24 protein-coding genes are annotated in these 21829 nt (G+C 66.7%); 11 read left to right on the forward strand and 13 right to left on the reverse strand.

What is annotated here, in order from left to right:
- Positions 1-18: 18 nt before the first annotated feature.
- On the forward strand, positions 19-1920 hold the full coding sequence (locus ACNO8X_RS24545) for an ABC transporter ATP-binding protein (RefSeq protein ID WP_418006020.1): 1902 nt from the start codon (positions 19-21) through the stop codon (positions 1918-1920).
- Positions 1921-2080: 160 nt separating this feature from the next.
- On the opposite strand, the gene ACNO8X_RS24550 is transcribed toward ACNO8X_RS24545, so the two are convergent.
- Positions 2081-3265 (reverse strand): DUF222 domain-containing protein, encoded by a 1185-nt coding sequence (locus ACNO8X_RS24550; protein WP_418006021.1) that lies wholly within the window; start codon positions 3263-3265, stop codon positions 2081-2083.
- A 192-nt stretch (positions 3266-3457) separates the two neighbouring features.
- On the opposite strand from ACNO8X_RS24550, the gene ACNO8X_RS24555 reads away from it, so the two are divergent.
- Positions 3458-4693 carry an integrase core domain-containing protein gene (locus ACNO8X_RS24555; RefSeq protein WP_418005940.1) on the forward strand — a complete coding sequence of 412 codons (1236 nt, stop codon included), beginning with the start codon at positions 3458-3460 and terminating at the stop codon, positions 4691-4693.
- A 208-nt stretch (positions 4694-4901) separates the two neighbouring features.
- On the opposite strand, the gene ACNO8X_RS24560 is transcribed toward ACNO8X_RS24555, so the two are convergent.
- The 4 genes from ACNO8X_RS24560 to ACNO8X_RS24575 all read right to left on the reverse strand — a co-directional run bounded on the left by ACNO8X_RS24560 (position 4902) and on the right by ACNO8X_RS24575 (position 6800).
- Positions 4902-5354 carry a methyltransferase family protein gene (locus ACNO8X_RS24560; protein WP_418003114.1) on the reverse strand — a complete coding sequence of 151 codons (453 nt, stop codon included), beginning with the start codon at positions 5352-5354 and terminating at the stop codon, positions 4902-4904.
- A 66-nt stretch (positions 5355-5420) separates the two neighbouring features.
- Positions 5421-5894 carry a hypothetical protein gene (locus ACNO8X_RS24565; RefSeq protein WP_418003115.1) on the reverse strand — a complete coding sequence of 158 codons (474 nt, stop codon included), beginning with the start codon at positions 5892-5894 and terminating at the stop codon, positions 5421-5423.
- Between the two features lie 62 nt (positions 5895-5956).
- The gene (locus tag ACNO8X_RS24570; protein WP_418003116.1) at positions 5957-6508 is read right to left on the reverse strand and encodes a hypothetical protein; all 552 of its coding nucleotides are present in this window, start codon (positions 6506-6508) and stop codon (positions 5957-5959) included.
- Positions 6509-6587: 79 nt separating this feature from the next.
- The gene (locus ACNO8X_RS24575) at positions 6588-6800 is read right to left on the reverse strand and encodes a hypothetical protein (RefSeq protein ID WP_133764217.1); all 213 of its coding nucleotides are present in this window, start codon (positions 6798-6800) and stop codon (positions 6588-6590) included.
- A gap of 97 nt (positions 6801-6897) precedes the next feature.
- On the opposite strand from ACNO8X_RS24575, the gene ACNO8X_RS24580 reads away from it, so the two are divergent.
- The gene (locus ACNO8X_RS24580; protein ID WP_061002753.1) at positions 6898-7101 is read left to right on the forward strand and encodes a cation transporter; all 204 of its coding nucleotides are present in this window, start codon (positions 6898-6900) and stop codon (positions 7099-7101) included.
- Positions 7098-9209, forward strand: a complete 2112-nt coding sequence (locus tag ACNO8X_RS24585) for a heavy metal translocating P-type ATPase (RefSeq protein WP_418003117.1) — start codon at positions 7098-7100, stop codon at positions 9207-9209. The genes ACNO8X_RS24580 and ACNO8X_RS24585 overlap by 4 nt, the downstream gene beginning before the upstream one ends.
- On the opposite strand, the gene ACNO8X_RS24590 is transcribed toward ACNO8X_RS24585, so the two are convergent.
- Both ACNO8X_RS24590 and ACNO8X_RS24595 read right to left on the reverse strand, forming a co-directional pair.
- Positions 9210-10010: a family 16 glycosylhydrolase gene (locus tag ACNO8X_RS24590; protein WP_418003118.1), complete on the reverse strand. Its 801-nt coding sequence runs from the start codon at positions 10008-10010 to the stop codon at positions 9210-9212.
- 57 nt (positions 10011-10067) lie between these two features.
- Complete coding sequence (locus tag ACNO8X_RS24595; protein WP_418003119.1) at positions 10068-11147, reverse strand: adenylate cyclase regulatory domain-containing protein; 1080 nt, start codon at positions 11145-11147, stop codon at positions 10068-10070.
- A 42-nt stretch (positions 11148-11189) separates the two neighbouring features.
- Between ACNO8X_RS24595 and ACNO8X_RS24600 the strand changes: the two genes are divergently transcribed.
- Positions 11190-11678, forward strand: coding sequence for a DNA-deoxyinosine glycosylase (locus ACNO8X_RS24600; RefSeq protein WP_418003120.1), 489 nt, complete (start codon positions 11190-11192; stop codon positions 11676-11678).
- A 105-nt stretch (positions 11679-11783) separates the two neighbouring features.
- On the forward strand, positions 11784-12764 hold the full coding sequence (locus tag ACNO8X_RS24605) for an esterase family protein (protein WP_418003121.1): 981 nt from the start codon (positions 11784-11786) through the stop codon (positions 12762-12764).
- A gap of 13 nt (positions 12765-12777) precedes the next feature.
- On the opposite strand, the gene ACNO8X_RS24610 is transcribed toward ACNO8X_RS24605, so the two are convergent.
- Positions 12778-14154 (reverse strand): amidase, encoded by a 1377-nt coding sequence (locus tag ACNO8X_RS24610; RefSeq protein WP_418003122.1) that lies wholly within the window; start codon positions 14152-14154, stop codon positions 12778-12780.
- 17 nt (positions 14155-14171) lie between these two features.
- Positions 14172-14999 (reverse strand): helix-turn-helix domain-containing protein, encoded by an 828-nt coding sequence (locus ACNO8X_RS24615; RefSeq protein WP_418003123.1) that lies wholly within the window; start codon positions 14997-14999, stop codon positions 14172-14174.
- Positions 15000-15025: 26 nt separating this feature from the next.
- Here ACNO8X_RS24615 and ACNO8X_RS24620 point away from each other — a divergent pair, with 26 nt between their 5' ends.
- Genes ACNO8X_RS24620 through ACNO8X_RS24630 form a run of 3 tightly spaced genes read left to right on the forward strand, consistent with a single transcriptional unit; the run spans position 15026 to position 16406 of the window.
- Positions 15026-15493 carry a VOC family protein gene (locus ACNO8X_RS24620; protein WP_418003124.1) on the forward strand — a complete coding sequence of 156 codons (468 nt, stop codon included), beginning with the start codon at positions 15026-15028 and terminating at the stop codon, positions 15491-15493.
- A gap of 23 nt (positions 15494-15516) precedes the next feature.
- Entirely contained in the window at positions 15517-15963 is a 447-nt protein-coding gene (locus ACNO8X_RS24625; protein WP_418003125.1) for an HIT family protein, read from the forward strand.
- Positions 15960-16406 (forward strand): nitroreductase family deazaflavin-dependent oxidoreductase, encoded by a 447-nt coding sequence (locus ACNO8X_RS24630; protein ID WP_418003126.1) that lies wholly within the window; start codon positions 15960-15962, stop codon positions 16404-16406. Before ACNO8X_RS24625 ends, ACNO8X_RS24630 begins: the two co-directional genes overlap by 4 nt.
- Here ACNO8X_RS24630 and ACNO8X_RS24635 read toward each other — a convergent pair.
- Genes ACNO8X_RS24635 through ACNO8X_RS24645 form a run of 3 tightly spaced genes read right to left on the reverse strand, consistent with a single transcriptional unit; the run spans position 16403 to position 19275 of the window.
- Positions 16403-17455 (reverse strand): LLM class flavin-dependent oxidoreductase, encoded by a 1053-nt coding sequence (locus tag ACNO8X_RS24635; RefSeq protein ID WP_418003127.1) that lies wholly within the window; start codon positions 17453-17455, stop codon positions 16403-16405. The two genes, ACNO8X_RS24630 and ACNO8X_RS24635, sit on opposite strands and share 4 nt — an antisense overlap.
- Positions 17456-17474: 19 nt before the next feature.
- Positions 17475-18299 carry a uracil-DNA glycosylase gene (locus ACNO8X_RS24640; protein ID WP_418003128.1) on the reverse strand — a complete coding sequence of 275 codons (825 nt, stop codon included), beginning with the start codon at positions 18297-18299 and terminating at the stop codon, positions 17475-17477.
- Positions 18300-18327: 28 nt separating this feature from the next.
- Complete coding sequence (locus ACNO8X_RS24645) at positions 18328-19275, reverse strand: oxygenase MpaB family protein (RefSeq protein WP_418003129.1); 948 nt, start codon at positions 19273-19275, stop codon at positions 18328-18330.
- A 79-nt stretch (positions 19276-19354) separates the two neighbouring features.
- On the opposite strand from ACNO8X_RS24645, the gene ACNO8X_RS24650 reads away from it, so the two are divergent.
- Positions 19355-19993, forward strand: coding sequence for a TetR/AcrR family transcriptional regulator (locus ACNO8X_RS24650; RefSeq protein WP_418003130.1), 639 nt, complete (start codon positions 19355-19357; stop codon positions 19991-19993).
- Here ACNO8X_RS24650 and ACNO8X_RS24655 read toward each other — a convergent pair.
- Positions 19980-20327, reverse strand: a complete 348-nt coding sequence (locus ACNO8X_RS24655; protein WP_418003131.1) for a hypothetical protein — start codon at positions 20325-20327, stop codon at positions 19980-19982. The genes ACNO8X_RS24650 and ACNO8X_RS24655 overlap by 14 nt on opposite strands.
- A gap of 101 nt (positions 20328-20428) precedes the next feature.
- Between ACNO8X_RS24655 and ACNO8X_RS24660 the strand changes: the two genes are divergently transcribed.
- Positions 20429-21793 carry an FAD-binding oxidoreductase gene (locus tag ACNO8X_RS24660; RefSeq protein ID WP_418003132.1) on the forward strand — a complete coding sequence of 455 codons (1365 nt, stop codon included), beginning with the start codon at positions 20429-20431 and terminating at the stop codon, positions 21791-21793.
- The last annotated feature ends 36 nt before the right edge of the window (positions 21794-21829 follow it).

Below are 21829 nucleotides of genomic sequence, written 5' to 3' on the forward strand. Positions count from 1 at the left end.
CGGCCGCCGTCAGCCGCGATGCTGGCGTCCGGTTCGCGGTCCGAGGACTTCCGCGGCACGGCAGTGCGACTGGTGAAGCAGCTGGCGCCGCAACGTGGCCGGGTTGCCGTGGTGATGCTGTTGGGGATCGCGGGGATCGCCGTCGGCGTGATCGGGCCGCGCATTCTGGGCCATGCCACCGACCTGCTGTTCAACGGCGTGCTCGGGCGTGGCTTGCCGGCCGGGATGAGCCGTGAGCAGGCCGTGGCAGCGGCCCGGGCCCGCGGCGACAACACTTTTGCCGATCTGCTTGCCGGTTCCAACGTCGTTCCGGGACAGGGCGTCGACTTCAGCGCCATCGGTCATGTACTGACTCTTGCGCTGCTGTTGTATCTGGTTTCGGCGGTGATGGTGTGGGTCGAGGCACGACTGCTCAACACCATCGTGCAGCGCACCATGTTCGCGCTGCGGGCCCGCGTCGAGGACAAGATTCACCGACTGCCCTTGTCCTACTTCGATTCCCGTCCGCGCGGTGAGATTCTCAGCCGCGTCACCAACGACATCGACAACGTCCAGACGTCGTTGACCATCACCGTCAGTCAGCTGCTGACCTCGGCGCTCACAGTGGTAGCGGTACTGGCAGCGATGATCTGGATTTCGCCGCTGCTGGCATTGATCACCGTGTTGACGGTGCCGTTCACCTTGCTGGCGACGCGGATCATCACCAAACGGTCGCGGCAACATTTCATGGCGCAGTGGCGCAACATGGGCCGGCTCAATGCCCACATCGAAGAGACCTACAGCGGCTTCACCGTGGTCAAGACCTTCGGGCACCGGGCACTGGCGGAGGAGAAGTTCCGCGAACTGAATGACGATCTGTACCAATCGAGTTTCGGTGCGCAGTCACTGTCCGGGCTGGTCTCCCCGATCACGACGTTCATCGGCAACATCAGTTACGTCGGGGTCGCGGTGGTCGGCGGCATCCAGGTGGCGACCGGGCAGATCAGCCTCGGCAGCATCCAGGCTTTCATCCAGTACGTGCGGCAGTTCAATCAGCCGCTGACCCAGATCGCGTCGATGTACAACACCATGCAGTCCGGGATGGCCAGCGCGGAACGGGTTTTCGAGTTCCTGGACGCGGAGGAAGAGACCACGGGTGCGGCGGGGGCAGCTCCGGGTCCGGGTGCGGCTGGGGGTCCGGGTGCGGGCCGGGTGTCGGACGCACCGGACCGGGTGGAGTTCGAGCGCGTCAACTTCTCCTACCGCCCCGGCACTCCCGTCATCGAGGACTTGTCACTCGTCGCCGAACCGGGCACCACGGTGGCCATCGTCGGGCCGACCGGCGCCGGCAAGACCACGCTGGTGAATCTGCTGATGCGGTTCTATGAGCCCGACTCCGGTCGAATCCTGGTGGGCGGCCGCGATATCGCGACGATGAGCCGCGCGGAGCTGCGGTCGCGAATCGGCATGGTGCTGCAGGACACCTGGCTGATCGGCGGCACCATCTACGAGAACATCGCCTACGGACGTCCGGACGCCACCGAGGCCGAGGTCATCGACGCCGCCCGCACCGCTCGCGTCGACCATTTCGTCCACACGCTGCCAAACGGGTATCAGACGCGGCTCAACGAGAACGGCGTGAACATCAGCGCCGGCGAGAAGCAGCTGATCACCATCGCCCGTGCGCTGCTGCGGCAACCCCAGCTGCTGATCCTCGACGAGGCCACCAGTTCCGTCGACAGCCGCACCGAGCTGCTGATCGCCCAGGCCACCGCCGAACTGCGACGCAACCGGACGAGTTTCATTATCGCGCACCGGCTTTCCACCATTCGCGATGCCGATGTGATCCTCGTGGTCCAGGCCGGGCGGATCGTCGAGCGCGGATCGCACGACGAGCTGCTCCAGCGTCGCGGGGCGTACTGGGAGATGACGCAGGCCTGACGTTCGCATGCGACGCACGTCCACAACTGAACCGAACTTCACGACCGGGGCAGTTTCATCGCATTCGGCCCGTCCGCAGGTCTGCTGCTCCGGCCCAACCGCCGAAGCAGCAGACCTGCGATGCATCGTCACTATTGAGTTATCAAGGTGCAGAGCGCATTTAGGCAGCGGCGTCCAGTCGCATGGTGCGGCGGTTGTAGGCGGGGATGGGTCGTCGGTGCGGGTCGACGGTGGCCGGTGGGATGAGCCACGGATGCTTGTCCAGGCCCATGACCACGTCCCAGCCGTCGTGATGGACGTTGGCGTGGCACGCCGGGCACAGCAGGCACCCGTTGGCCAGGCTGGTGTCGCCATCGTGGGTCCAGTGCACGATGTGGTGGGCGTGGGTGCGCCCGGGTGGTGCGCCGCATTTGATGCAGCATTGATCCCGCAGGTACAACGCTTTGCGCAGGTGCGCCGGAAACAGGCGTTTCTCCCGCCCCATGTCCAGCGGCACCTGCTCCCCGTCCACCACCACCGTGGTGACCGTGGTGTCACAGGTCAGCCGACCCAGGGTCCCGGCACTGATCGGCCCCATGAACTCCAACTCCGCCAGATCCGGGGTATCAGCAGGCACCGTCACCAACAACTGCGTACGCGGCGCACTGGCGACGTCCCCACCGCGGGCCGCGATATCCAACACCGCCTCCCACGCATCAGCACGCCGCCGCCCCGCCGACCGCACATCCGCGCTACCGTCGGGCTCCGGTCGCGGCGCCGACAACTCCTCCATCGCCGCCACATATTTAGCGCCCACCTCGGCATCCAGATCCGCACGCACCTGCAACCGGCCATCACTGGTCACGCGATGGTCGACGGTGTTGATCGACCGGTCCTCGGCCGCGGGCAACCCACCCTCGGCGGCGGCGACCCGATTCCCCAGCCGGCGGGCCCGGTCACCGATCTGGGCCGGGGTGGCCCCCGAGAAGAACTGTCCTAACAAATCGGTGACCTGCTCGAACCGGGCTGCCTCATCAACAGGACCTGGCGACCGTGCCCGAATGTGATTGATGCCCTTCACAATCGCATCAACATGCTCACCCGAGACCGCCCCATCAGCAGCATGCGCCACCAAGGTGGGTAGCGACGGCAACGCGGCACCGACCCGGACCAATCGTTCGGCAACCGCGGGTGCGCACCCCAACGAGATCAGCAGCTCCCGCACCGTCCGCCCCTGCGCGGCGGCCACACCCAACCGGTCCAGCGCACCGGTCATCGTCGCCGCCAGATGATCGACCACACCTCGCAGGGCCAGCAGCACTCGCAACGCATCGCGCTCGTCGGTCCCGGTGATGTCGTTTTGAATGGGCAGCCCACGAGCCCGGTCCAGAAGGGCGGCGAAACTGGATGCGGTGTTGTTATGTCTCAGGACATCGGTGACAGTTCTGCATCAAGACATCGGTGACAGTTTGAGTGTTCTTGGTGGTGACAGTTCTATCGCCTTGAGGCTCGGTGGGTGGCTGTCAATGAACCGATCGATCCTCGTGTCCGTCTGGCGATCTCGCAGTGGCCCGATGACGCGCCTCGCGGGGCGGTCTCGACGTTCTGCGCCGAGCACAGCATTTCCCGGAAGTCGTTCTACGTGTTGCGTAACCGTGCCAAGAACGATGGTCAGGCGGCGGTGCTCGAGCCCAGGACCCGACGACCGAAATCGAGCCCGTCGGAGTTGAGTGGTGAGGTCAAGAAACAGGCCATCGGGGTACGTGCGGCACTGGAGCAGTCCGGACTCGATCACGGGCCGATCAGCGTGCACGAGAAGATGCGCACGATGGGCCTGGCCCAGGTCCCGTCGACGGCGTCGCTGGCACGCATCTTCCGCGAGGCCGGGGTAGCCCGCGTGGAGCCGAAGAAGAAGCCGCGCTCATCGTGGCGCCGGTTCGTGTATCCGGCCCCGAATGCGTGCTGGCAACTGGACGGCACCGAGTACGTTCTGGCTGGTGGTCGCACATGCGTGATCCTGCAACTGATCGATGACCACTCCCGCTACGCCGTCGGCTCCCACGTGGCCTGCAGCGAGACCGCCGAAGCGGCGATCGCCGTGTTCGATAAGGCCGTCGCCAATCATGGTGTGCCCCAACGACTGCTATCTGATAACGGAGCGGCGCTGAACCCGACACGGCGCGGACACCACGGCCGACTCGTCGCCCACGTGGGCACCCTGGGGGTGGAGGCCATCACCGGCAAGCCCTACAAGCCGACCACCCAGGGCAAAAACGAACGCTTCCATCAAACGCTGTTCCGCTACCTGGACAAGCAGCCGCTCGCCGAATCGCTTGAGCAACTGCAGGCCCAGGTCGATGAGTTCGACCACATCTACAACACCGAGCGCCCGCACCAGGGACTGCCTGGGCGCGTCACACCCTCGACCGCGTGGGAGGCCACCCCTAAAGCCGACCCACCCCGCCCCAAGCCCGATCGGCCACTATTCGACCGGCCCGCGCCACGCCCGAGGCCCACACCGCCGGCGCCGGTAGACCTGCCCGCAGGCACTCGCCTCAGATCGGTGAGCACCGCAGGCACCATCACGCTGAACTACGTGAGCTACATGGTCGACACGCACCGAGCCTTTGAGAAAGTGCTTGTGGTCAGCATCGACAACGCGATCATCATCACCGACCTACTCGGTGAGGTCCTCGCCGAACACACCCGACCCGCACCCGGAGTCAGGTACGTCGGCAACGGCAGACCCCGTGGTGGCCGCCCCAAAAACACCGAACTGTCACCGACGTCCTGACACATCAACTGTCACCGATGTCTTGATGCAGAACTGTCACCGATGTCTTGATACATCACAACTGGATGCGGTGTCCATACCACATCGTATCGAACACCTGTTCGAAGCGCAAGGTTTTCAGCTTTGCGCGGCCGTAACGCGCGGGGCTCTAGTTACCTACTGTGATCAGCGAAAACAAAGTGACCAAAGTTATTGCCGTGGGGCCGACTCAGGGCCGATACGGCGTCACCCGTGGCAGCCACGCAGGTACCGATTCGCAGTAGCGGCGGTACTCGTCGCCGAATTGTCTCAGCAGGGTGGGCTGCTCGTAGACGTACACGAACGCGGCGGTAGCCAGCATGAAAAAGCCTGCGTACCAAAGTATTACGGGTTGCCCGAGCACCAACGCCTGGCCGACGATCATGGTCGCGACGGCGAGGTACATCGGGTTGCGGACGTACCGGTGCGGCCCGGTCACCACCAGGCTCTGGGTCGGCGCGGCAGGCAACGGCGTACCCAACCCGTCACTGGCAAATTTGTAGATGGCCGCGAGCAGCACAGGGAGCCCGAGAGCGATCAGGGTGACGCCGGCGATCCACCCGCCAGGCAAGCCGAACAAGTCACCACTCCGCCGCCAACCGGTGAGCAGGTAGGGAATCAGCCCAGCCATGGTGCCGGGCACGATGACAGTGAAAACCGCACTGCGCACGAGGCTTTGGCGTCGGAGGGACGTCAAAGAGCCCATGACTCAGGCCACGAACGCCGGCGTCAGCTGGACGCGAATAACCGGATCGGACTCGAGTCGATGCCGGAGCGCGCTCTCGAATTGCCAGATGGACGCGAGGTCGTGGTCGAGGCGGCAGTCGATTGCAATCGGCGTATCGGCCGGTGGCGGACTGTCGGCGATGTGGTCAGCGATGGGTTCCAGCAGGGCCCGCGGGACCGCCAGGTAGAAGCCGGGATTCGGGCCGCCGACTTCGGCCGCATACAGCAGGCCGTGCTCGGTGACGATGATGTGGGTGTCCGTCACCGGCACCGGCCGATGGCGTTCCGCGGTACCCCATTCCGCTGCGGCCAAGTGCCCGCTGATGACGTGCAATCGCACGTCATCAGTCAGGAACTTCGCGAAGTCGCCCGCCCCGATCACGCGGGCGGAAGCGAGATCGACATCCAGACAACCGCGCAAGATCTCGCCGACGTAATTGAACAACCGATCGCTCATCGCGCGCTCCCATCGGGCCGGTCCCTTGAGACTGCACCCGCGCGGTGGCGTAGGTCAATGGCTCAAAGCTGTGGACCCTCGGCGCGCAGATCGTCGACCGCGGTCATGGCGTCACGCAGTTTCGCCAGCCACTCCTCGGCATGCTCGCCAACGAGCCGGACCGACCAGGCGAGCGCATCAGAACGGGACCGCGCCACCCCGGCGTCGACCAGCGTGTCGAGCACCTGACGCTCCGGCTGCTTGAGTCGAGTCATCACCGGAACAGCCAAGTGGGTGAACAGGATTCGCTCCGACTCTCCCACTGCCACACCCCAGGCCACTTTGCGGCCGTAGCGGGCTTCCGCCTCGTCGGCGATGTGCATGCGCTCGGACCGGGTTTCCTCCCGGAATCGCGCGACCCGCCCCGAAGCCCGAGCGGCGGTTTCCGGGTTCTCCGGCTCGGGCAGTCGCCCGATGACGATGATCTCCTCGCGGTCCACGGTGACGCTCGGGTCGCCGGCGAACCACCCTTCTGGGAGCCGACCGGCGAACCAGTCGGCGGCGTCGCCCGCATCGGGCTGCTGCGCTTGTTGCCAGCCGCCGCGGCGGTCCTGGCCGGAATGATGTTGCCTCATGCTTACATGATTACACCATTACAGCTGCAACGGAACGGCCTTTCGCCCGAGGCGAACGAGATGAGGAAAAGGGGCGCTGTCAGCGCTTGCGCAACAGCGCGGAACCACCGAACACGGCCAGCCCAAGCACCGCCAATGCCAGGAACACCGCCCAGCCCGTGCTGACGAAAACACCGACCAGCACGATGGCGGCGATCACCGGCGACGCCACGAACAGCAGCATGCCCGGGTGTTCCTTCGCTACCGCGAGGGCACTCTTCGCCCGGATCGGGTCAATTTCTTTGCGCGCCATGGAACCAGGATGCCACCCGAGCCGACTAAAGGAAGAGATTCGACCGAGACCCACATCACAGCACTACCTATACCCCCTATGGGTATATACTCGGGTCATGAGTCAGGTACTTGAAGTTCAGGGAATGTCGTGCGGACACTGCGTCGCGTCCATCACCTCAGCTGTCGAGCCACTGCCCGGCGTGACCGGTGTCGAGGTGGACCTCAAGGCCGGAACCGTACGAGTGGACGGCGAGCCTGACCGGGCCGCCGTTGCCGCCGCGATCGAAGACGCCGGATACGACGTCGTCCAACCAGCATGACCACGTCGGTCACACTGTCCGTGGGCGGTATGACGTGTTCGTCGTGCGCCGCCCGAATCGAGAAGCGGCTCAACCGGATTGACGGTGTTCATGCCAGCGTGAACTTCGCGACCGAGCAGGCGGCCATCACCTACCCGGACAGCGTGACCACCGACGACCTCGTGTCGGCCGTAGCGGCCACCGGTTACACCGCGAGCATCGACAAGGCCGATGCCCCAACCGAAACGACATACCTGCCCCGGCTGTTGGTGTCACTGGCCCTCACGGTCCCAGTCCTCGCCCTGTCGATGATTCCGGTCCTGCAGTTCCCGCACTGGCCGCTGTGGGCATTGGCGCTCACCACCCCCGTGGTGCTCTGGGGCGCCTGGCCGCTGCACCACGCCGCGTGGACCAACCTGCGGCACGGCGCGGCCACCATGGACACCTTGGTGTCGCTCGGTGTTCTCACCTCATACCTGTGGTCGGCATGGATGCTGGCCATGGGCAGCGATCACCTGTACCTGGAGGTCGCGGCCACCGTCACAACGCTGATCCTGGCGGGCAAGTTCTTCGAGACCCGCGCCAAGCGGCAGTCCGGCGCGGCACTGCGCGCGCTGCTCGATCTCGGCGCCAAGGACGTTGCGGTGCTCCGCGACGGCAGCGAAATCCGGGTGCCCATCGAGGAATTGGCGGTTGATGACACCTTCGTGGTCCGCCCCGGCGAGAAGATCGCCACCGACGGTGTGGTGATCACCGGGACATCCGCGGTCGACGCATCGATGTTGACCGGCGAATCAGTACCTGTCGAAGTCGGCCCCGGCGACCACCTCGCCGGCGCGACGGTGAACGCCGGTGGGCGCCTCGAGGTTCGGGCCACACGCGTCGGCGCCGACACCCAGCTGGCTCAGATGGCGCGCCTCGTGGCCGACGCCCAGAGCGGCAAGGCCGAGGTACAGCGTCTCGCTGATCGGGTGTCCGCGGTGTTCGTGCCGGTGGTCATCGGGCTGGCGCTGCTGACGCTGATCGGCTGGCTGGTTGCCGGCGGTTCGGTGAGCGCCGCGCTGACCGCAGCCGTGTCGGTGCTGATCATCGCGTGCCCCTGCGCCCTGGGCCTGGCCACGCCGACGGCGCTGCTGGTCGGCACCGGCCGCGGCGCGCAGCTGGGCATCCTGATCAAGGGCCCGCAGGTGCTCGAATCGACCCGCAAGGTCGACACCGTCGTGCTGGACAAGACCGGCACGGTGACCACCGGAAAGATGACGGTCGTCGCAGTACATGCCGGGTCCGACAACGTACTACGACTGGCGGGCGCACTGGAGCACGCGTCCGAACACCCCATCGCCCAGGCCGTGGCGGCCCGCGCCGCCGGGGATGGCCCGCTGCCGCCCGTCACCGACTTCGTCAACCACGACGGTCGCGGCGTCACCGGCGTGGTCGACGGCCACGAGGTCGCCGTCGGACGGTACGGCTGGCTGGCCATGGAGGCCACCCCCGAATTGCAGACCATTGCGCAGACCGCTGAATCCGAAGGCCGCACCCCGGTGTGGGTGGCGATCGGCGGCGTCATCGTAGGCGTCATCGTGGTCTCCGACAAGGTGAAAGACACTGCGGCCGAAGCCATTGCCGATCTCAAGAAACTGGGGCTGACGCCAGTCCTGCTGTCCGGGGACAACGCCCGCGCGGCCGGTGCGGTGGCCGCCGAGGTCGGCATCGAGACCGTGATCGCCGAGGTGCTGCCCGCCGACAAGGTCGACGAGATCAAGCGACTGCAGGATCAGGGCCGCGTCGTGGCGATGGTCGGCGACGGCGTGAATGATGCTGCCGCCCTTGCCCAAGCAGACCTGGGGCTGGCGATGGGCACCGGCACCGACGTGGCGATCGAGGCCTCGGACCTGACCCTGGTCAGTGGCGACCTGCGGGCCGTGGGAGACGCGATCCGACTGTCCCGAGCGACGCTCAAGACCATCAAGGGCAACCTGTTCTGGGCGTTCGCCTACAACGTCGCGGCCATTCCGCTGGCGGCGGCGGGCATGCTGAACCCGATGATCGCCAGCGCGGCAATGGCTTTCAGCTCACTGTTCGTGGTGAGCAACAGCCTGCGGCTGCGCAGCTTCAAGCCCAGCAGGTAATCACCAGATCTTCACCCAGTCGACGAGCATGTCTGCCGGGTAGGTTCCGGCCGCGGGGTCGCCACCGCCGGAACCGGCGACAGCGAGGCCGAGGATCGGGAACAGGGTGTAACCGGGATCGTTGAAGTGCCAGTTGGGCAACGACTTTGCCGGGACGTTGAAGTACGGCTGGGCGCCGTCGGTGTAGTCCAGCCAGAACCGGATCCCGGCGTCGTCCCACTGGCATCGCCAGGTGTGCCAGGCACTGTCCGGTGCGATGGTGTGCGAAACATGTTCGCCGCCATTGAGGTTGGCGTGCACCGTGGTACCGGGGGCCCAGCTCCCGTTGCCGTACCACTCCATGATGTCGACCTCACCACCGATCCCCGGGGTGTTGTTGGCCAGATACCAGGCCGGCCAGCAGCCCGGGGTCAGGCAGTTGAGTTTGATCCGGGCCTCGAAGGTGTGGCCGATGCCGGCGCGGAACGTCCCGAAAATCTTGCCGCTGTAATAGGTGTTCCCGTCCTTGGCGGCACGGATCACCAGGTTGGACTTGCCGTCCAGGAACAGGTTCTTGCGGTCGTTTCGGTACTGGCCGACGTGTTCGGGCAGCTCCCAATACGTCGGGTTCTCCATCGACTCGCGGGCCGTTGCGATCTCCCATTTGGAGGTGTCGGGCGACGAACCGGCCGGTCCGTCGAAGTTGTCCACGAAGATGGGCTTACCAGGCGTATCGGCACTGGCCTCGGCGATCGGAAGCGCGGCGGCCAACAGGCCAAGCCCCGCCATGGACATCATGCTGCGACGATCAATGTCTGGCATGTCTACCCATGTAAGCCGCGTCCCGGCCAAGGTGCAAGTCGGGGTGCCGCGCCGCAGCTAGCCCTCGTCGCGGCGGGCCCGGAACAGTTTCACCTCGTCACGGATACCTTTCAGCCGCCGCGAACCGGCGAAAGACCAGTCGAAACCAGGTGCGTCACCGACCGCGTCACGTGCCGAATCAGCCAGCAGGACGGCCCCGGGCCGGGCCACGCCCGTCACCCGGCTGGCTTTGTTGACGGCACCGCCGAACCAGTCCCCGGCCCGACTCACGGCCATCCCCGTCGCCATGCCGGCCTTGAGTCGCGGCAGGGCCTCATCGGCTTCAGCCGCGTCGACAAGGTCCAGGATCATGTTCAGCAGGGGTACCGGTTCCGGGCTCACGAGCATGACCTCGTCTCCGATGGTCTTGATGAACCGGACGGGCGGCTGGGCCAGTGTGCGCGCCAGATCGGCCAGCCGCTGCGAGAGCCGCTCCAATCCTTCCGGCGGCAGTTCCTCGCCGAGGCTGGTGAAACCGACCAGATCGGCGAAGGCGATCGACACGAGCCCGGCGCCCGGCAGCGCCGGCCCCGTCACCCGCTCGGTGGCAGCGACTTCCTGCTGCAGCAGCGCATGGAGCATCTGCGTACGGAGCATGTCCTGGGCCATCGGACCCAGAAGTGGCGCAACGTATCCGGTCAACGCAGCGACAGCCTTGGCGTTCTCCAACTCGGTCGCGTCCGCCTGGAGGATCGCCGACAGCGCCGCGAACTGCATGACCTCGACCGTTTTCGCGAGACCGTCCGTCATCACCTGAACCACCGCGACGACCTGCTCGATCGGCAGTCCCATGCCCAGACATTGCCGCGCGTAGCCGACCAGCTGACTGTCCACCGTCAAGTACAGCGCGGCCGTCGGGTCATCGGACCGGGGGCGACCCGCCGCGTGCAGAATTCGTTGCAGCAGATCAATATCGATGTCCCACCGGGCCGCGATGTCCCGGGCCGACAGCCGAACACCGTCGTCGCCGAGAGCGCGCCGGGCCGGTAACAGCGTCGGTGCAAAGGACTCGTCGATCTCCTGTGCGCTGAAGCCTTCGGACAGCAACCAGTCGGTCAGCTCTTCGCGGTCGGCCGGCTCGGCAGCTTGTTCGCTCACCCGGCCAACCTATCGTGCCTGACAGCCCCGCAGAATGGGCACATGACCGAGCCACAGATGCCGCTACGCACCGGACTGCCAGCAGTTGTCCGCGCCAACCCGCGGGTGTTGATCCTGGGCTCGTTTCCCAGCGAGAAGTCGCTGGACACCGGCGAGTACTACGCCAACACCCGCAACCAGTTCTGGCGGCTGCTGGGCTCGCTCGTCGGCTTCGACGCCGAGCTGCCCTACCCCGAACGCATCGACGCCGTCACTGGTGCCGGAGTGGCGCTGTGGGACGTCGTGCACAGCTGCCGGCGAGTCGGCAGCCTGGACGCGAACATCGACCGGAAGACGTTGGTGCTCAACGATTTCACCGCTTTCCTCGCCGAGCACCCGACGATCGAGCGGGGATTCGTCAACGGACTGACCGCGTACACCCTGTTCCAGCAAGCCGATATCGCGCTGCCCGCCGCCCGGCTGCCGTCGAGCAGCGGAGCGTTGACCATGTCGTTCGCCGACAAGCTCGCCGCGTGGCAGGCGATCGGCTGAGTGAGCTTCACACCGCCAGGATTCTCACAGCTCGCAACTGGTTTCACCGCGCACCAACGGGGGTAGACCTGAATCTGGAGACGGGAGTCGACCACAGGGGTTGCCATGCCAAACAACGTCAGATGTCTGCCGGGGTTCGTGAGGACGACAGGCACGGTGAAGTTATTGGGAGTGGCGCTGGCGCTACTCGTCACAGTCGGCTTGAGCCCGGCACCACCCGCCGCCGCGTACTCCCGGCCAGGCCTACCGATCGAGTACCTCGACGTGCCGTCGGCAGCGATGGGCCGCAACGTCAAAGTCGAATTCCAGGGCGGCGGTCCGCACGCCCTCTACCTGTTGGACGGCCTCCGCGCACAGGACGATGCCAACGGTTGGGACATCAATACCCCGGCGTTCGAGTGGTACTACCAGTCTGGTGTGTCGGTAGTCATGCCGGTCGGGGGCATGTCGAGCTTCTACACCGATTGGTACCAGCCGGCCGTCGGCAACGGCACCACCCAGACCTACAAGTGGGAGACCTTCCTCACCAGAGAACTGCCGGCTTGGCTGGCCGCCAACAAGCATGTCGCGCAAAGCGGTAACGCTGTCGTCGGCCTGTCCATGAGTGGCTCCACCGCCCTGATCTATGCGGCCAACCATCCGAACATGTTCCGTTACGCCGGCTCGCTGTCGGGATTCCTGAACCTGTCGGACCCGTTCTGGCCGCCGCTGGTCGGGCTCGCGATGAACGACGCCGGCGGCTTCAACCCCGGCGCCATGTGGGGCCCGCCCGGCGACCCGGCCTGGGCCCGCAACGATCCGACGGTCAACGTCGGCACGATCGTCGCCTCCGGCGCCCGGCTGTGGGTGTACTGCGGCACGGGCACACCCGACGACTTGGCAGGTGCCGCCAGCGGTGCGCCACAACAGTTCCTGGAGAACTTCACGCTGGCGTCCAACACCAAGTTCCAGGCCGCGTACGTCGCCGCGGGCGGACACAACGCCACCTTCAACTTCCCACCGACGGGTACGCACACCTGGGCCTACTGGGGTCAACAGCTGCAGCAGATGAAGCCGGACGTACTGCACACTCTCGGCGCGCACTAACCGATACGGCGCACTAACCGACCGGAGGCCGCCGACCCGCCCAGGGGCGTGCACCTTCGATCTGCGCACTCAGTGACAGCAACGTCGCCTCGTCAAATGGCCTGCCCACCAACTGAATCGAGGTCGGGATTCCGGCGTCGTCCGACTCCCAGGGCACTACCGCTGCCGGTTGACCGGTGACGTTGAACATGGCCTGGAACGGCACCCGCGCGGCGACCGCCGCCAGAGTCGAGACGGCGCCGCGACGCTGATACTGCCCGACCCGAGACGGTCCGGACGCCGCCCCCGGAGTGATCACCACGTCGACGACGTCGAACACGGACAGCACCCGCGCCGTCAGGGCAGGTTCCGTGGCGCGGATCGCATCGATCCGTCGCTGGGAGATCAACCCACCGATCCCGGCGAACGCCCGGGTCCGACGGTCCAGCCGCTCCGGGTGCGGCAGCGCCGACACGTCGTCATAGACCCCGCGGAAGTAGCGCGGCAGGGCGTGGCCGTACACCGCCGACCGCGGGTAGTCAGGGTCTCGATGGACGACGTCGTGGCCCAGTTCGCGCAGCAACTCCCCCGCCTGCTCCACCGCGGCGCGTTGCTTCGCCCCAACCCGCGCGGTCACCAGCGGTGGCACCTTGGTACTCAATGCGATCCGCAGCCGGCCGGGCGCGCGCCGAGCGGCGTCCACGAAGCCGCCGTCGGTGGTGGCGTCCAGGAACAGCGCTGCGTCTTCGACGGTGCGGGCCAGTGGCCCGTAGTGCACCAGTCCGCACCACGAATCATCGTGTGGGCTCACCGGCACTCGGTCCCGCTGCGGCTTGATGCCGAACAATCCGCACCAGGTGGCCGGCACCCGGATCGACCCCATGCCATCCGAACCGAGCGCCAATGCAGCCAGGCCGGCCGCGACTGCGGCGCCACTGCCGCCACTGCTGCCACCCGGCGCATAGCCTGTGTTCCAGGGGTTTCGCGTCGCGCCGTAGGTCAATGTCTCGGTGAATGGCCAGATCATCATCTCGGGCACCGTGGTCTTGCCGAGAATCACCGCGCCCGCGGCGCGCAGTCGACGTACCACCTCGGCATCGGCGGTGGCCGCCGCTCCATGGGCGCTGCTGCCGTAGGTGGTCAGTTCGCCCGCCACATCGGTGTCGTCCTTGATGGCGATCGGCACGCCGAGCAGGGGCAGCCGCTCCCCCGCGTCCAGTCTGGCCTGCGCCGCCCGCGCCTGCGCCCTGGCGCTCTCGGCCAGAACGATGCGGTAACAACGCAATTCGGGATCGATGCGCGCGATCCGGTCCAGATACAGCTCCACGAGTTCGGGCGCGCTCACCGCACCGGCGGCGAGCAGCCGAGCCTGCTCGGCGGCGCCGGCGAACGCCAGCTCACTAGGGTCCATGCGCCGCAGATTACCCATCATCGACGGTGTTTGGTGGCGTACTCCCCCGGTGTGCAGCCGAGCATGGCCCGGAAGTCATTGATGAAATGCGCCTGGTCATACCAGCCCAAACGCACTGCCAGGTCAGCGAAGTCGAGATCCGGAACCGTCTCGATCTGCAGTGCCGCGTGCTGCAGACGGTAACGGCACAGCACCCATTTCACCGGGACCCCGACGTAGCGGCGGAACACTCGCTGGGTGGTGCGCTCGCTCCATGGCGACAGGGCCATCACCTGTTCGACCCGGTGCAGCTGCGAGTCGGCGCTGACCCGGTCCAGCAGCGTCGACAGGTCGCGATATGTGGTGTCCGGGTCGGTGCGACTGCCGATCGCGTCATCGAGCGCGGCTGCCGTCTGATCGATGTCGTCAGCGAAAGAAACTGGTGTGCCGAATAATTCGTCGTCGATAGGTAACACCCGGCCCGTCAGCGCGCCCGCATCCCGGCTGAATCGGGCCGCGAACCCACCTGGCCGGAACCTGGCTCCCACCACGGAACCCGACGCCGACAGCCTCGTGGTGAACACCCGCTCGACCACGCCGTGCACCAGCGTCGCCGGCAACGGGTGACCGTGCCGAACGTCGCCGGTGCCCCATTCGTGCGTCAGGTGCACCGCGGGAAACGTGATGACAGTGCTGTCGAACGGCTCTGTGTCGCGCAAATCCCAGGTAACCGACCAGAAATTCTCGACCCACACCGCCGCCTCGGCCGACGGCGGCCGCCGCTGCAGGTCGAAGACCGAGCCCGTGTTGGCGCGGCCGACCACACCCAGCTGCGGGGTCGCTGTCGGGTATTTCCAAGCCGCCACACTCAGACCCTACGAAACTGGATGCCATGAGCGTGCAACCAATTCCCCAGGGCTACACCAGCCTCACCCCGTTCCTGGTGATCGACGGGGCTGCCGCCGCCATCGACTTCTACGTCGAGGTCTTCGGCGCTCAGGTGATCGAGAAGATGGACGCCAGCGACGGCACCGTGGCACACGCCGAACTGGACTTCGGTACCGGCCGGCTGCAGTTGTCTGATCCCAACGCCGACTACGAACTGGTGGCGCCGCCAACCAGCGGTCCGGTCACGCATTCTGTGGTGTTGTACTGCCCCGACGTCGACGCGGTGGTCGCTCGGGCCGAGCGCGCCGGCGCGACAATCCGGGAAGCGACACAGACTTTCGTCACCGGCGACCGTTTCGCGTCGATCATCGATCCGTTCGGTCAGCGCTGGGCGGTGATGACGCGGGTCGAAGAAGTCGACGCCGCCGAGCGCGACCGCCGGTTGTCGGAGTGGGCGGCCGCCAACGTCTGACCCAGCTGGCCTACGGTGATCCGATGGCCTGTGTGTTCTGCGACATCATCGCCGGGAAGGCGCCTGCGATCCGGGTCTACGAGGACGCCGACTACGTGGCGTTCCTCGATATCCGGCCATTCTCCCGCGGCCACACCCTGGTGGTGCCCAAGCAGCACTACGAGAACCTGGTCGACACCCCGCCGGATCTGGTGGCGGGCCTGGCCAAACTCGGTCAGCGCATCGCCCAGGCGTCGCGCGAGTCCGGCCTGCACGCCGACGGCAACAACATTGCGATCAATGATGGCAAAGCCGCATTTCAGACGGTGTTTCACATCCATCTGCATGTCGTCCCGCGCAAATCCGGCGACAAACTGGCGTTCGCCAAGGGCATGCTGCTGCGCCGCGACCCAGACCGGGAAACCAGTGGAAAGATCCTACTGGAGGCGGTGGCGAGGCTCTCCGATCCGCAGGCAGACTTGAAGCCATGAGCATGCCCCTGTGGGAGAAATACCTCGGCCTCCCGTTGCTGAAGATGCACGACCGGATTTACCAGAAGACGGAAGGCCGGATCGGGCACCAGTTCCCCGGTGTCCCGCCCAGCCTGTTGCTGCACACCGTCGGTGCCAAGACCGGGCTGGCGCGCACCACGTCACTGACCTACGCGAAGGACGGCGACGCCTATCTGGTGGTCGCATCCAAGGGCGGCGAGCCGACAGCGCCCGGCTGGTACTTCAACCTGAAAGCCAAACCGGACATCGAAATCAACGTCGGGCCAAAGCGATTGCCGGTCACGGCCCGCGTCGTCGGCAAGGACGACCCGGACTACGCGCGGCTGTGGCAGGTCGTGAACATGAACAACGCCAACCGGTACGCGGGCTATCAGAAGCGCACCACCCGGCCGATCCCGGTCGTGGCGCTGACGCCGCGTTAGAGCAGCTGCTCGGCGAGGAGCCGTAGCGTCGTCTCGCGAGCCGGGGCGGTGGCTGGATCGCAGCCCCGGCGTGCGGCGGCGACGGGGCTGACCATCACCTCGTCGACGTCGAAATACGATGCCAGTTCCCGGATTTGCTGGGCCGCCTCGCCTGGTGAGCCGAGGATGGCCCGCTCCATTCCGGCGGCCACGATGGCCTGCTGCTGTGGTGTGAGCTGGTTGTGCTCGGAGTCCTCGACCAGATCGAGCGCACGCAGGGGCTCGCCGGTACGCAACCACGCCATCATCTGCAGGTTGGGGCGGATCAGCTGCTCGGCCTCGTCGCGCGTATCCGCCACGCAGGCATTGACGGTCATGAATGTCGTTGGAGCGTCGGCGAATTCACTGGGCCGGAATTCCTCGCGGTAGGTGGCCAGCGCCTCTTCGGTGCCCTGCCCGGAGAAGTGGTGGGCGAAGACATACGGCAGCCCTTTGGCTGCGGCCAGGTGTGCCGAATACATCGACGAGCCGAGCAGCCATAGTTTCGGCGGGCTCACGGCGGCCGGGGTGGCCTTCAGGATGTAGTTCTTGTCCAACAGGTTTCGCCCCTCGAGCGACACCTTGACCCCACCGGGACTCATCAGCGCGACGACGTCGTCGAGGTACTCAGGGAAGCGGTGGATGTCCTCGTCGGTGCGCCCGGCCGGGCCGCGCAGCGCGATCGAGGTGACGGGGTCGGTTCCCGGCGCCCGCCCGATACCCAGGTCGATCCGGCCCGGCGCGGCCGCCTCCAGCAGCGCGAACTGTTCGGCGATCGCCAGCGGGGCATGGTTGGGCAGCATCACGCCGCCGGAGCCGAGACGGATGCGGTGCGTCCGTGCGGCCAGGTAGCTCAACAAGACGGGCGGGCTGGTGGCGGCGACCGCGGGCATGTTGTGGTGCTCGGCCACCCAGTAGCGGGTGTAGCCCAGCTCGTCGGCGGCCTTGGCGAGGTGCACGGTGGCGGCGAAGGCATCGGCGGTGGACTGGTCGCTACGGACCGGGACAAGATCAAGGACAGACAACTGCACGATCTAATCCAACTCTTTCTCACCCGATGGGATTCCCAGCCAACGATATGGCCACGGTGAACACGTCATCGAGCATGGCCGGGGTGAGCCTGCCGGTGAACGTGTTCTGCTGGCTCGGGTGGTAGCAGCCGAGGAGCTGCCGCCCGTCGGGAAGTTTGGCGAGCACGCCGTGGCCGAACTTCGGATACGGCCGCCGGGCTCCGGCCAGGTCCAGCGCGGCCTTCCAGGCGAAGCCACCGAGTGCGACAACGACCCGGACGTCCTGGCCCGTCAGCCGCCATTCCGCACTCAGCCACGGCTCGCACGTATCACGTTCTGCCGGCGTCGGCGCGTTGTCCGGCGGGGCACATCGGACGGCGGCGACCACGCGAATGTCGTTGAGGGTCAGTCCATCTGCCGCGTCGAGGCTCTCGGCGCTGCTGGCCAGGCCGACGCGGTGGAGGGCCGCGAAGAGAAAGTCGCCCGACCGGTCGCCAGTGAACACCCGACCGGTGCGGTTGGCACCGTGGGCGGCGGGCGCCAAGCCCAGCACCCAGATGCGCGGCCGGGCCGGGCCGATACCCGGCACCGGCCGGCCCCAGTACGGCTCGGCTGCATAGGCCTTGCGCTTGGCCACCCGCCGGGTCGCGACATCCTCGCGCCAGGTGACCAGGCGGTGGCAACCGCGGCACACCGATACTTGGGCATCGAGGTCGGCCACGTCGGCGCAGCGACGGGCCCTGGACCGGACCTGCACCGCGGTGCGGGCGACGGGGGTGTCGGCGTCGGCCGGGTCCCCGGGCCAGCCCGACCCGGCCGGCACCGGGGACGGGAACAAGACTCCGGTTCGGGGATGCGGCAGCACCCCCCGATTCTGCGCCCCGTCTGCGCCGCTAGGCGGCGAAGCTGTCCAATTGGACGCTGTGGTAGGCCGACCGCAGCCGTTCGTAGCGGTACCGGTTGTACGCCAACGGATCCAGGACGACGGCTCTCGGCAGGTACCGCCATGCCAACCGCGTGGCTGCCAGGTACAGCGCATATTCGAGGCGGCTCAAGCGGGTCGACCGAATGTCGAGCAGTTCCTGCATCTTCGGGTGGGCGTGGCGCTGTCCGAGCGCCCTCGGCACGCGCAACGCAACCGGCGTCACCGCATTCCATACCGGCAAGACGAGTACCTGCAGCCGCTTCGGGAGCAGAGCGGGCACCGGCAGGTCATCGAAGCTGTCGTTGGCGTACTGCAGAAATCCGTTGTCCGCCAGGTGTTCTTCAGCCACGCGGTCGTAGTACGCCAACATGTCGGCCAGTGTTTCGGGCAGCTTGGCGCGGGCACTGGGCAGCTCCAGATAGCTCGTCATCCACCGCAGGGTCTGGTACACGACCTCGCGTTGCTCGGAATCGAGATCGCCGCCGCGGACCGCGAGGTAGCCACGGTAGAAGAGGTTCAGAGAGCTGATGGCGATCCAGTTCCACAGCTCGGGGTCAAGCGCACTGAATCTGGTATCCGCGAATTCGCCGTTGCCGGTGCCCCGTACGCCACCATGCAGCCGCTTGAGTTCCTCGGTATCCCACCGCCGGTCGGCCTCGTCGCCGAACAACATCAACATCCCATGGGCCAGCGACCGGATGCCCCGATCGGTGAAGTTCTCCTGGAACCGCCCGGACCAGTCGACCGCAGCAGCGATCGGTCGGTAGGCCACCTGGTCGAGCGCCAAGCGTCCGAACAGCCCGAGGCTCAACGGCGAACCCAGCCACCACCGGACGTCGGCAGCCAGCTCCGCATGGGGCTGGCCCGGGTGCCACGGCTCGACTGCGGCGTCTACGGATGCTGCCGTGCTCGTCATCGCGAATCCAATCTGTCATCAAGCGTTGATAGATGAGATCAGGCAACCATCTGTCAACGGGTGTGTCAAGATTGGTGTCGTGAGCGGGTCACGGCAATACGGCGGGCGCAGCGGTGCCGACCGCGTCGCCGAGCGGCGGCGGCGCTTCGTCGCCGCGGGCCTCGAGCTGATGGGAACCAAAGGCATCGCCGCCACCACCCTGCGGGGCGTCGCGGAAGAGGCCGGGCTGGCCGCACGCTACTTCGCGGAATCGTTTCCGACGATCGAAGACCTGCACCTGGCGGTGTTCGACAGCATCATGGCCGAGGTCGAAGAGCGTGGACTCGCCGCGATCGCCGACACCGAAGGCAGCCCCCGGGCGCGGGCACGGGCGGCGCTCAGCGCACTCGCCGACGTCGCCCTGACCGATCGACGCAAGGGTCGCATCGTCCTGATCGAGGCGGTTTCCTCAACAGCCCTCGGACCGCGCCGCCTCGCCGAGGCTCAGCGGTTCGCCGGCATCGTCGCCGGGCTGAGCGGTTCCGAGACCAACCCACAGCCGCTGGATGTGCAGCTGGTCGCACAGTTCGTCATCGGCGGAGTGGCCGAGACGCTGACCGTCGTCCTCGTCGGGGCAATCACCATCGACCGAGAGCACCTCATCGACATGCTGAACGACCTGTTGTTTGCTTCGCTGCGCGCGGTCCGAGCGACTGCCGGCGCCGTCAGAACGGGATGACCGACTCACTGTTGAGATTCAGCCATACCCGGCGCGCCCAGCGCCGAACCGGACCGGCCGACAGATGGGCGATCAGTTCACGGTCGTCGATCAGATAGCCGCCAGGCACCCGCTGCCAGAGGCCGGCCATCCAAAGCTCCAGAGCCGCAACGGTTGTCACCGAACCAGGCGCGATGGCATCGAGGACCGCATCGGCCACGAAAGCCGGCCGGCGCGTGCGTACAGTGCGACTGACGACGCGTACGTGGAGCTCGATCGCGGTCGCAGACACGTGCGCCCCGCGACGGCTGTCGCGCAGCGCCCCCATCTCGGCCAACATGGCCTTGCTGTACACATTGCTGAGAATACCGGTAACACGGACGTTACACAGGATTAATGCGCACGGCATATGGCGCGAGTCTTAGCTGGTCGGCACGGGGCTCCTAGACTTGCCCCGTGCACACCGCGCTGCCGAGCCTCATCGCCGACCTGCCCACCGACGCCGTCGTCACCGATCCGGATATCGTCGCGTCCTACCGACAGGACCGCGCGCTCGATCCGGACGCCGGCACCCCCATCGCGGTGGTGCGGCCACGCACCACCGAAGAGGTGCAGACGGTCCTGCGGTGGGCTACTGCGCACAAGATTCCGGTGGTGCCGCGCGGCGCCGGCACCAGCCTGTCCGGCGGGGCGACTGCCGTCGACGGCGGCATCGTGCTGACCACCGAACGGATGCGCGACATCGTCGTCGACACGGCAACCCGCACCGCTGTGGTGCAGCCCGGCCTGCTCAATGCCGAGGTGAAGAAAGCCGTTGCGGCCCACGGACTCTGGTACCCGCCCGATCCGTCGTCGTTCGAAATCTGCAGCATCGGCGGCAATGTCGCCACCAACGCCGGCGGCCTGTGCTGCGTGAAATACGGCGTCACCACCGACTACATCCTCGGCCTGCAGGTGGTCCTGGCCGACGGCACCGCGGTACGACTGGGTGGACCGCGACTGAAAGATGTTGCGGGACTGAGCCTGACCAAGCTGTTCGTGGGCAGCGAAGGCACGCTCGGTGTCGTCACCGAGGCGACGCTGCGCCTGCTGCCGCCGCAGCACCGCGGGTGCACCGTGGTCGCGAGCTTCGACTCGGTGCGCGCGGCAGCCGATGCCGTCGTGACCATCACCGGCCGGATTCGCCCGTCGATGCTGGAATTCATGGACGACGTCGCGATCAACGCCGTCGAGGACAAGCTCAAGATGGGCCTGGACCGCGGCGCCAAGGCCATGATGGTGGCAGCCTCCGATGCCCGCGGCGCCGCGGGCGTCGAGGACGCCGAATTCATGGCCCGTGTGTTCACCGAAGCCGGTGCGACAGAAGTATTTTCGACCGATGACCCCGACGAGGGCGAGGCCTTCGTAGCAGCCCGACGGTTCGCCATCCCGGCCGTGGAAGCCAAAGGCCCGCTGCTCCTGGAAGACGTCGGCGTGCCGTTGCCCGCACTGGCGGACCTGGTCGACGGGGTGGCTGAGATCGCCCGCAGGCACGACCTGCTGATCTCGGTCATCGCACATGCCGGGGACGGCAACACTCACCCACTGATCGTCCACGACCCGAACGACGCCGAGAACACCCGGCGGGCCAACATCGCGTTCGGCGAGATCATGGACCTGGCCGTTTCGCTGGGCGGCACCATCACCGGCGAGCACGGCGTCGGCCGGCTCAAGCGGCCCTGGCTGGCCGGCCAGCTCGGGCCCGAGGTCATGGAACTGAACCGCCGGATCAAGGCCGCACTGGACCCGGACAACATCTTGAACCCGGGCGCGGGCATCTGATTCGGCATTGACACATGCGCGCCGTCGCCGTACACA

It is taken from the genome of Mycobacterium sp. PDNC021, from assembly GCF_048282635.1.
In the GTDB taxonomy this organism is placed as follows: domain Bacteria; phylum Actinomycetota; class Actinomycetes; order Mycobacteriales; family Mycobacteriaceae; genus Mycobacterium; species Mycobacterium llatzerense.

Excerpts from the sequence above, each read along its gene's own strand:
- ACNO8X_RS24545 (WP_418006020.1), top strand. The coding sequence starts at position 19 with ATGCTGGCGTCCGGTTCGCGGTCCGAGGACTTCCGCGGCACGGCAGTG.
- ACNO8X_RS24565 (WP_418003115.1), bottom strand. The coding sequence starts at position 5,894 with ATGAGCGATCGGTTGTTCAATTACGTCGGCGAGATCTTGCGCGGTTGT.
- ACNO8X_RS24570 (WP_418003116.1), bottom strand. The coding sequence starts at position 6,508 with ATGAGGCAACATCATTCCGGCCAGGACCGCCGCGGCGGCTGGCAACAA.
- ACNO8X_RS24575 (WP_133764217.1), bottom strand. The coding sequence starts at position 6,800 with ATGGCGCGCAAAGAAATTGACCCGATCCGGGCGAAGAGTGCCCTCGCG.
- ACNO8X_RS24580 (WP_061002753.1), top strand. The coding sequence starts at position 6,898 with ATGAGTCAGGTACTTGAAGTTCAGGGAATGTCGTGCGGACACTGCGTC.
- ACNO8X_RS24585 (WP_418003117.1), top strand. The coding sequence starts at position 7,098 with ATGACCACGTCGGTCACACTGTCCGTGGGCGGTATGACGTGTTCGTCG.
- ACNO8X_RS24590 (WP_418003118.1), bottom strand. The coding sequence starts at position 10,010 with ATGCCAGACATTGATCGTCGCAGCATGATGTCCATGGCGGGGCTTGGC.
- ACNO8X_RS24600 (WP_418003120.1), top strand. The coding sequence starts at position 11,190 with ATGACCGAGCCACAGATGCCGCTACGCACCGGACTGCCAGCAGTTGTC.
- ACNO8X_RS24605 (WP_418003121.1), top strand. The coding sequence starts at position 11,784 with ATGCCAAACAACGTCAGATGTCTGCCGGGGTTCGTGAGGACGACAGGC.
- ACNO8X_RS24610 (WP_418003122.1), bottom strand. The coding sequence starts at position 14,154 with ATGGACCCTAGTGAGCTGGCGTTCGCCGGCGCCGCCGAGCAGGCTCGG.
- ACNO8X_RS24620 (WP_418003124.1), top strand. The coding sequence starts at position 15,026 with ATGAGCGTGCAACCAATTCCCCAGGGCTACACCAGCCTCACCCCGTTC.
- ACNO8X_RS24625 (WP_418003125.1), top strand. The coding sequence starts at position 15,517 with ATGGCCTGTGTGTTCTGCGACATCATCGCCGGGAAGGCGCCTGCGATC.
- ACNO8X_RS24630 (WP_418003126.1), top strand. The coding sequence starts at position 15,960 with ATGAGCATGCCCCTGTGGGAGAAATACCTCGGCCTCCCGTTGCTGAAG.
- ACNO8X_RS24645 (WP_418003129.1), bottom strand. The coding sequence starts at position 19,275 with ATGACGAGCACGGCAGCATCCGTAGACGCCGCAGTCGAGCCGTGGCAC.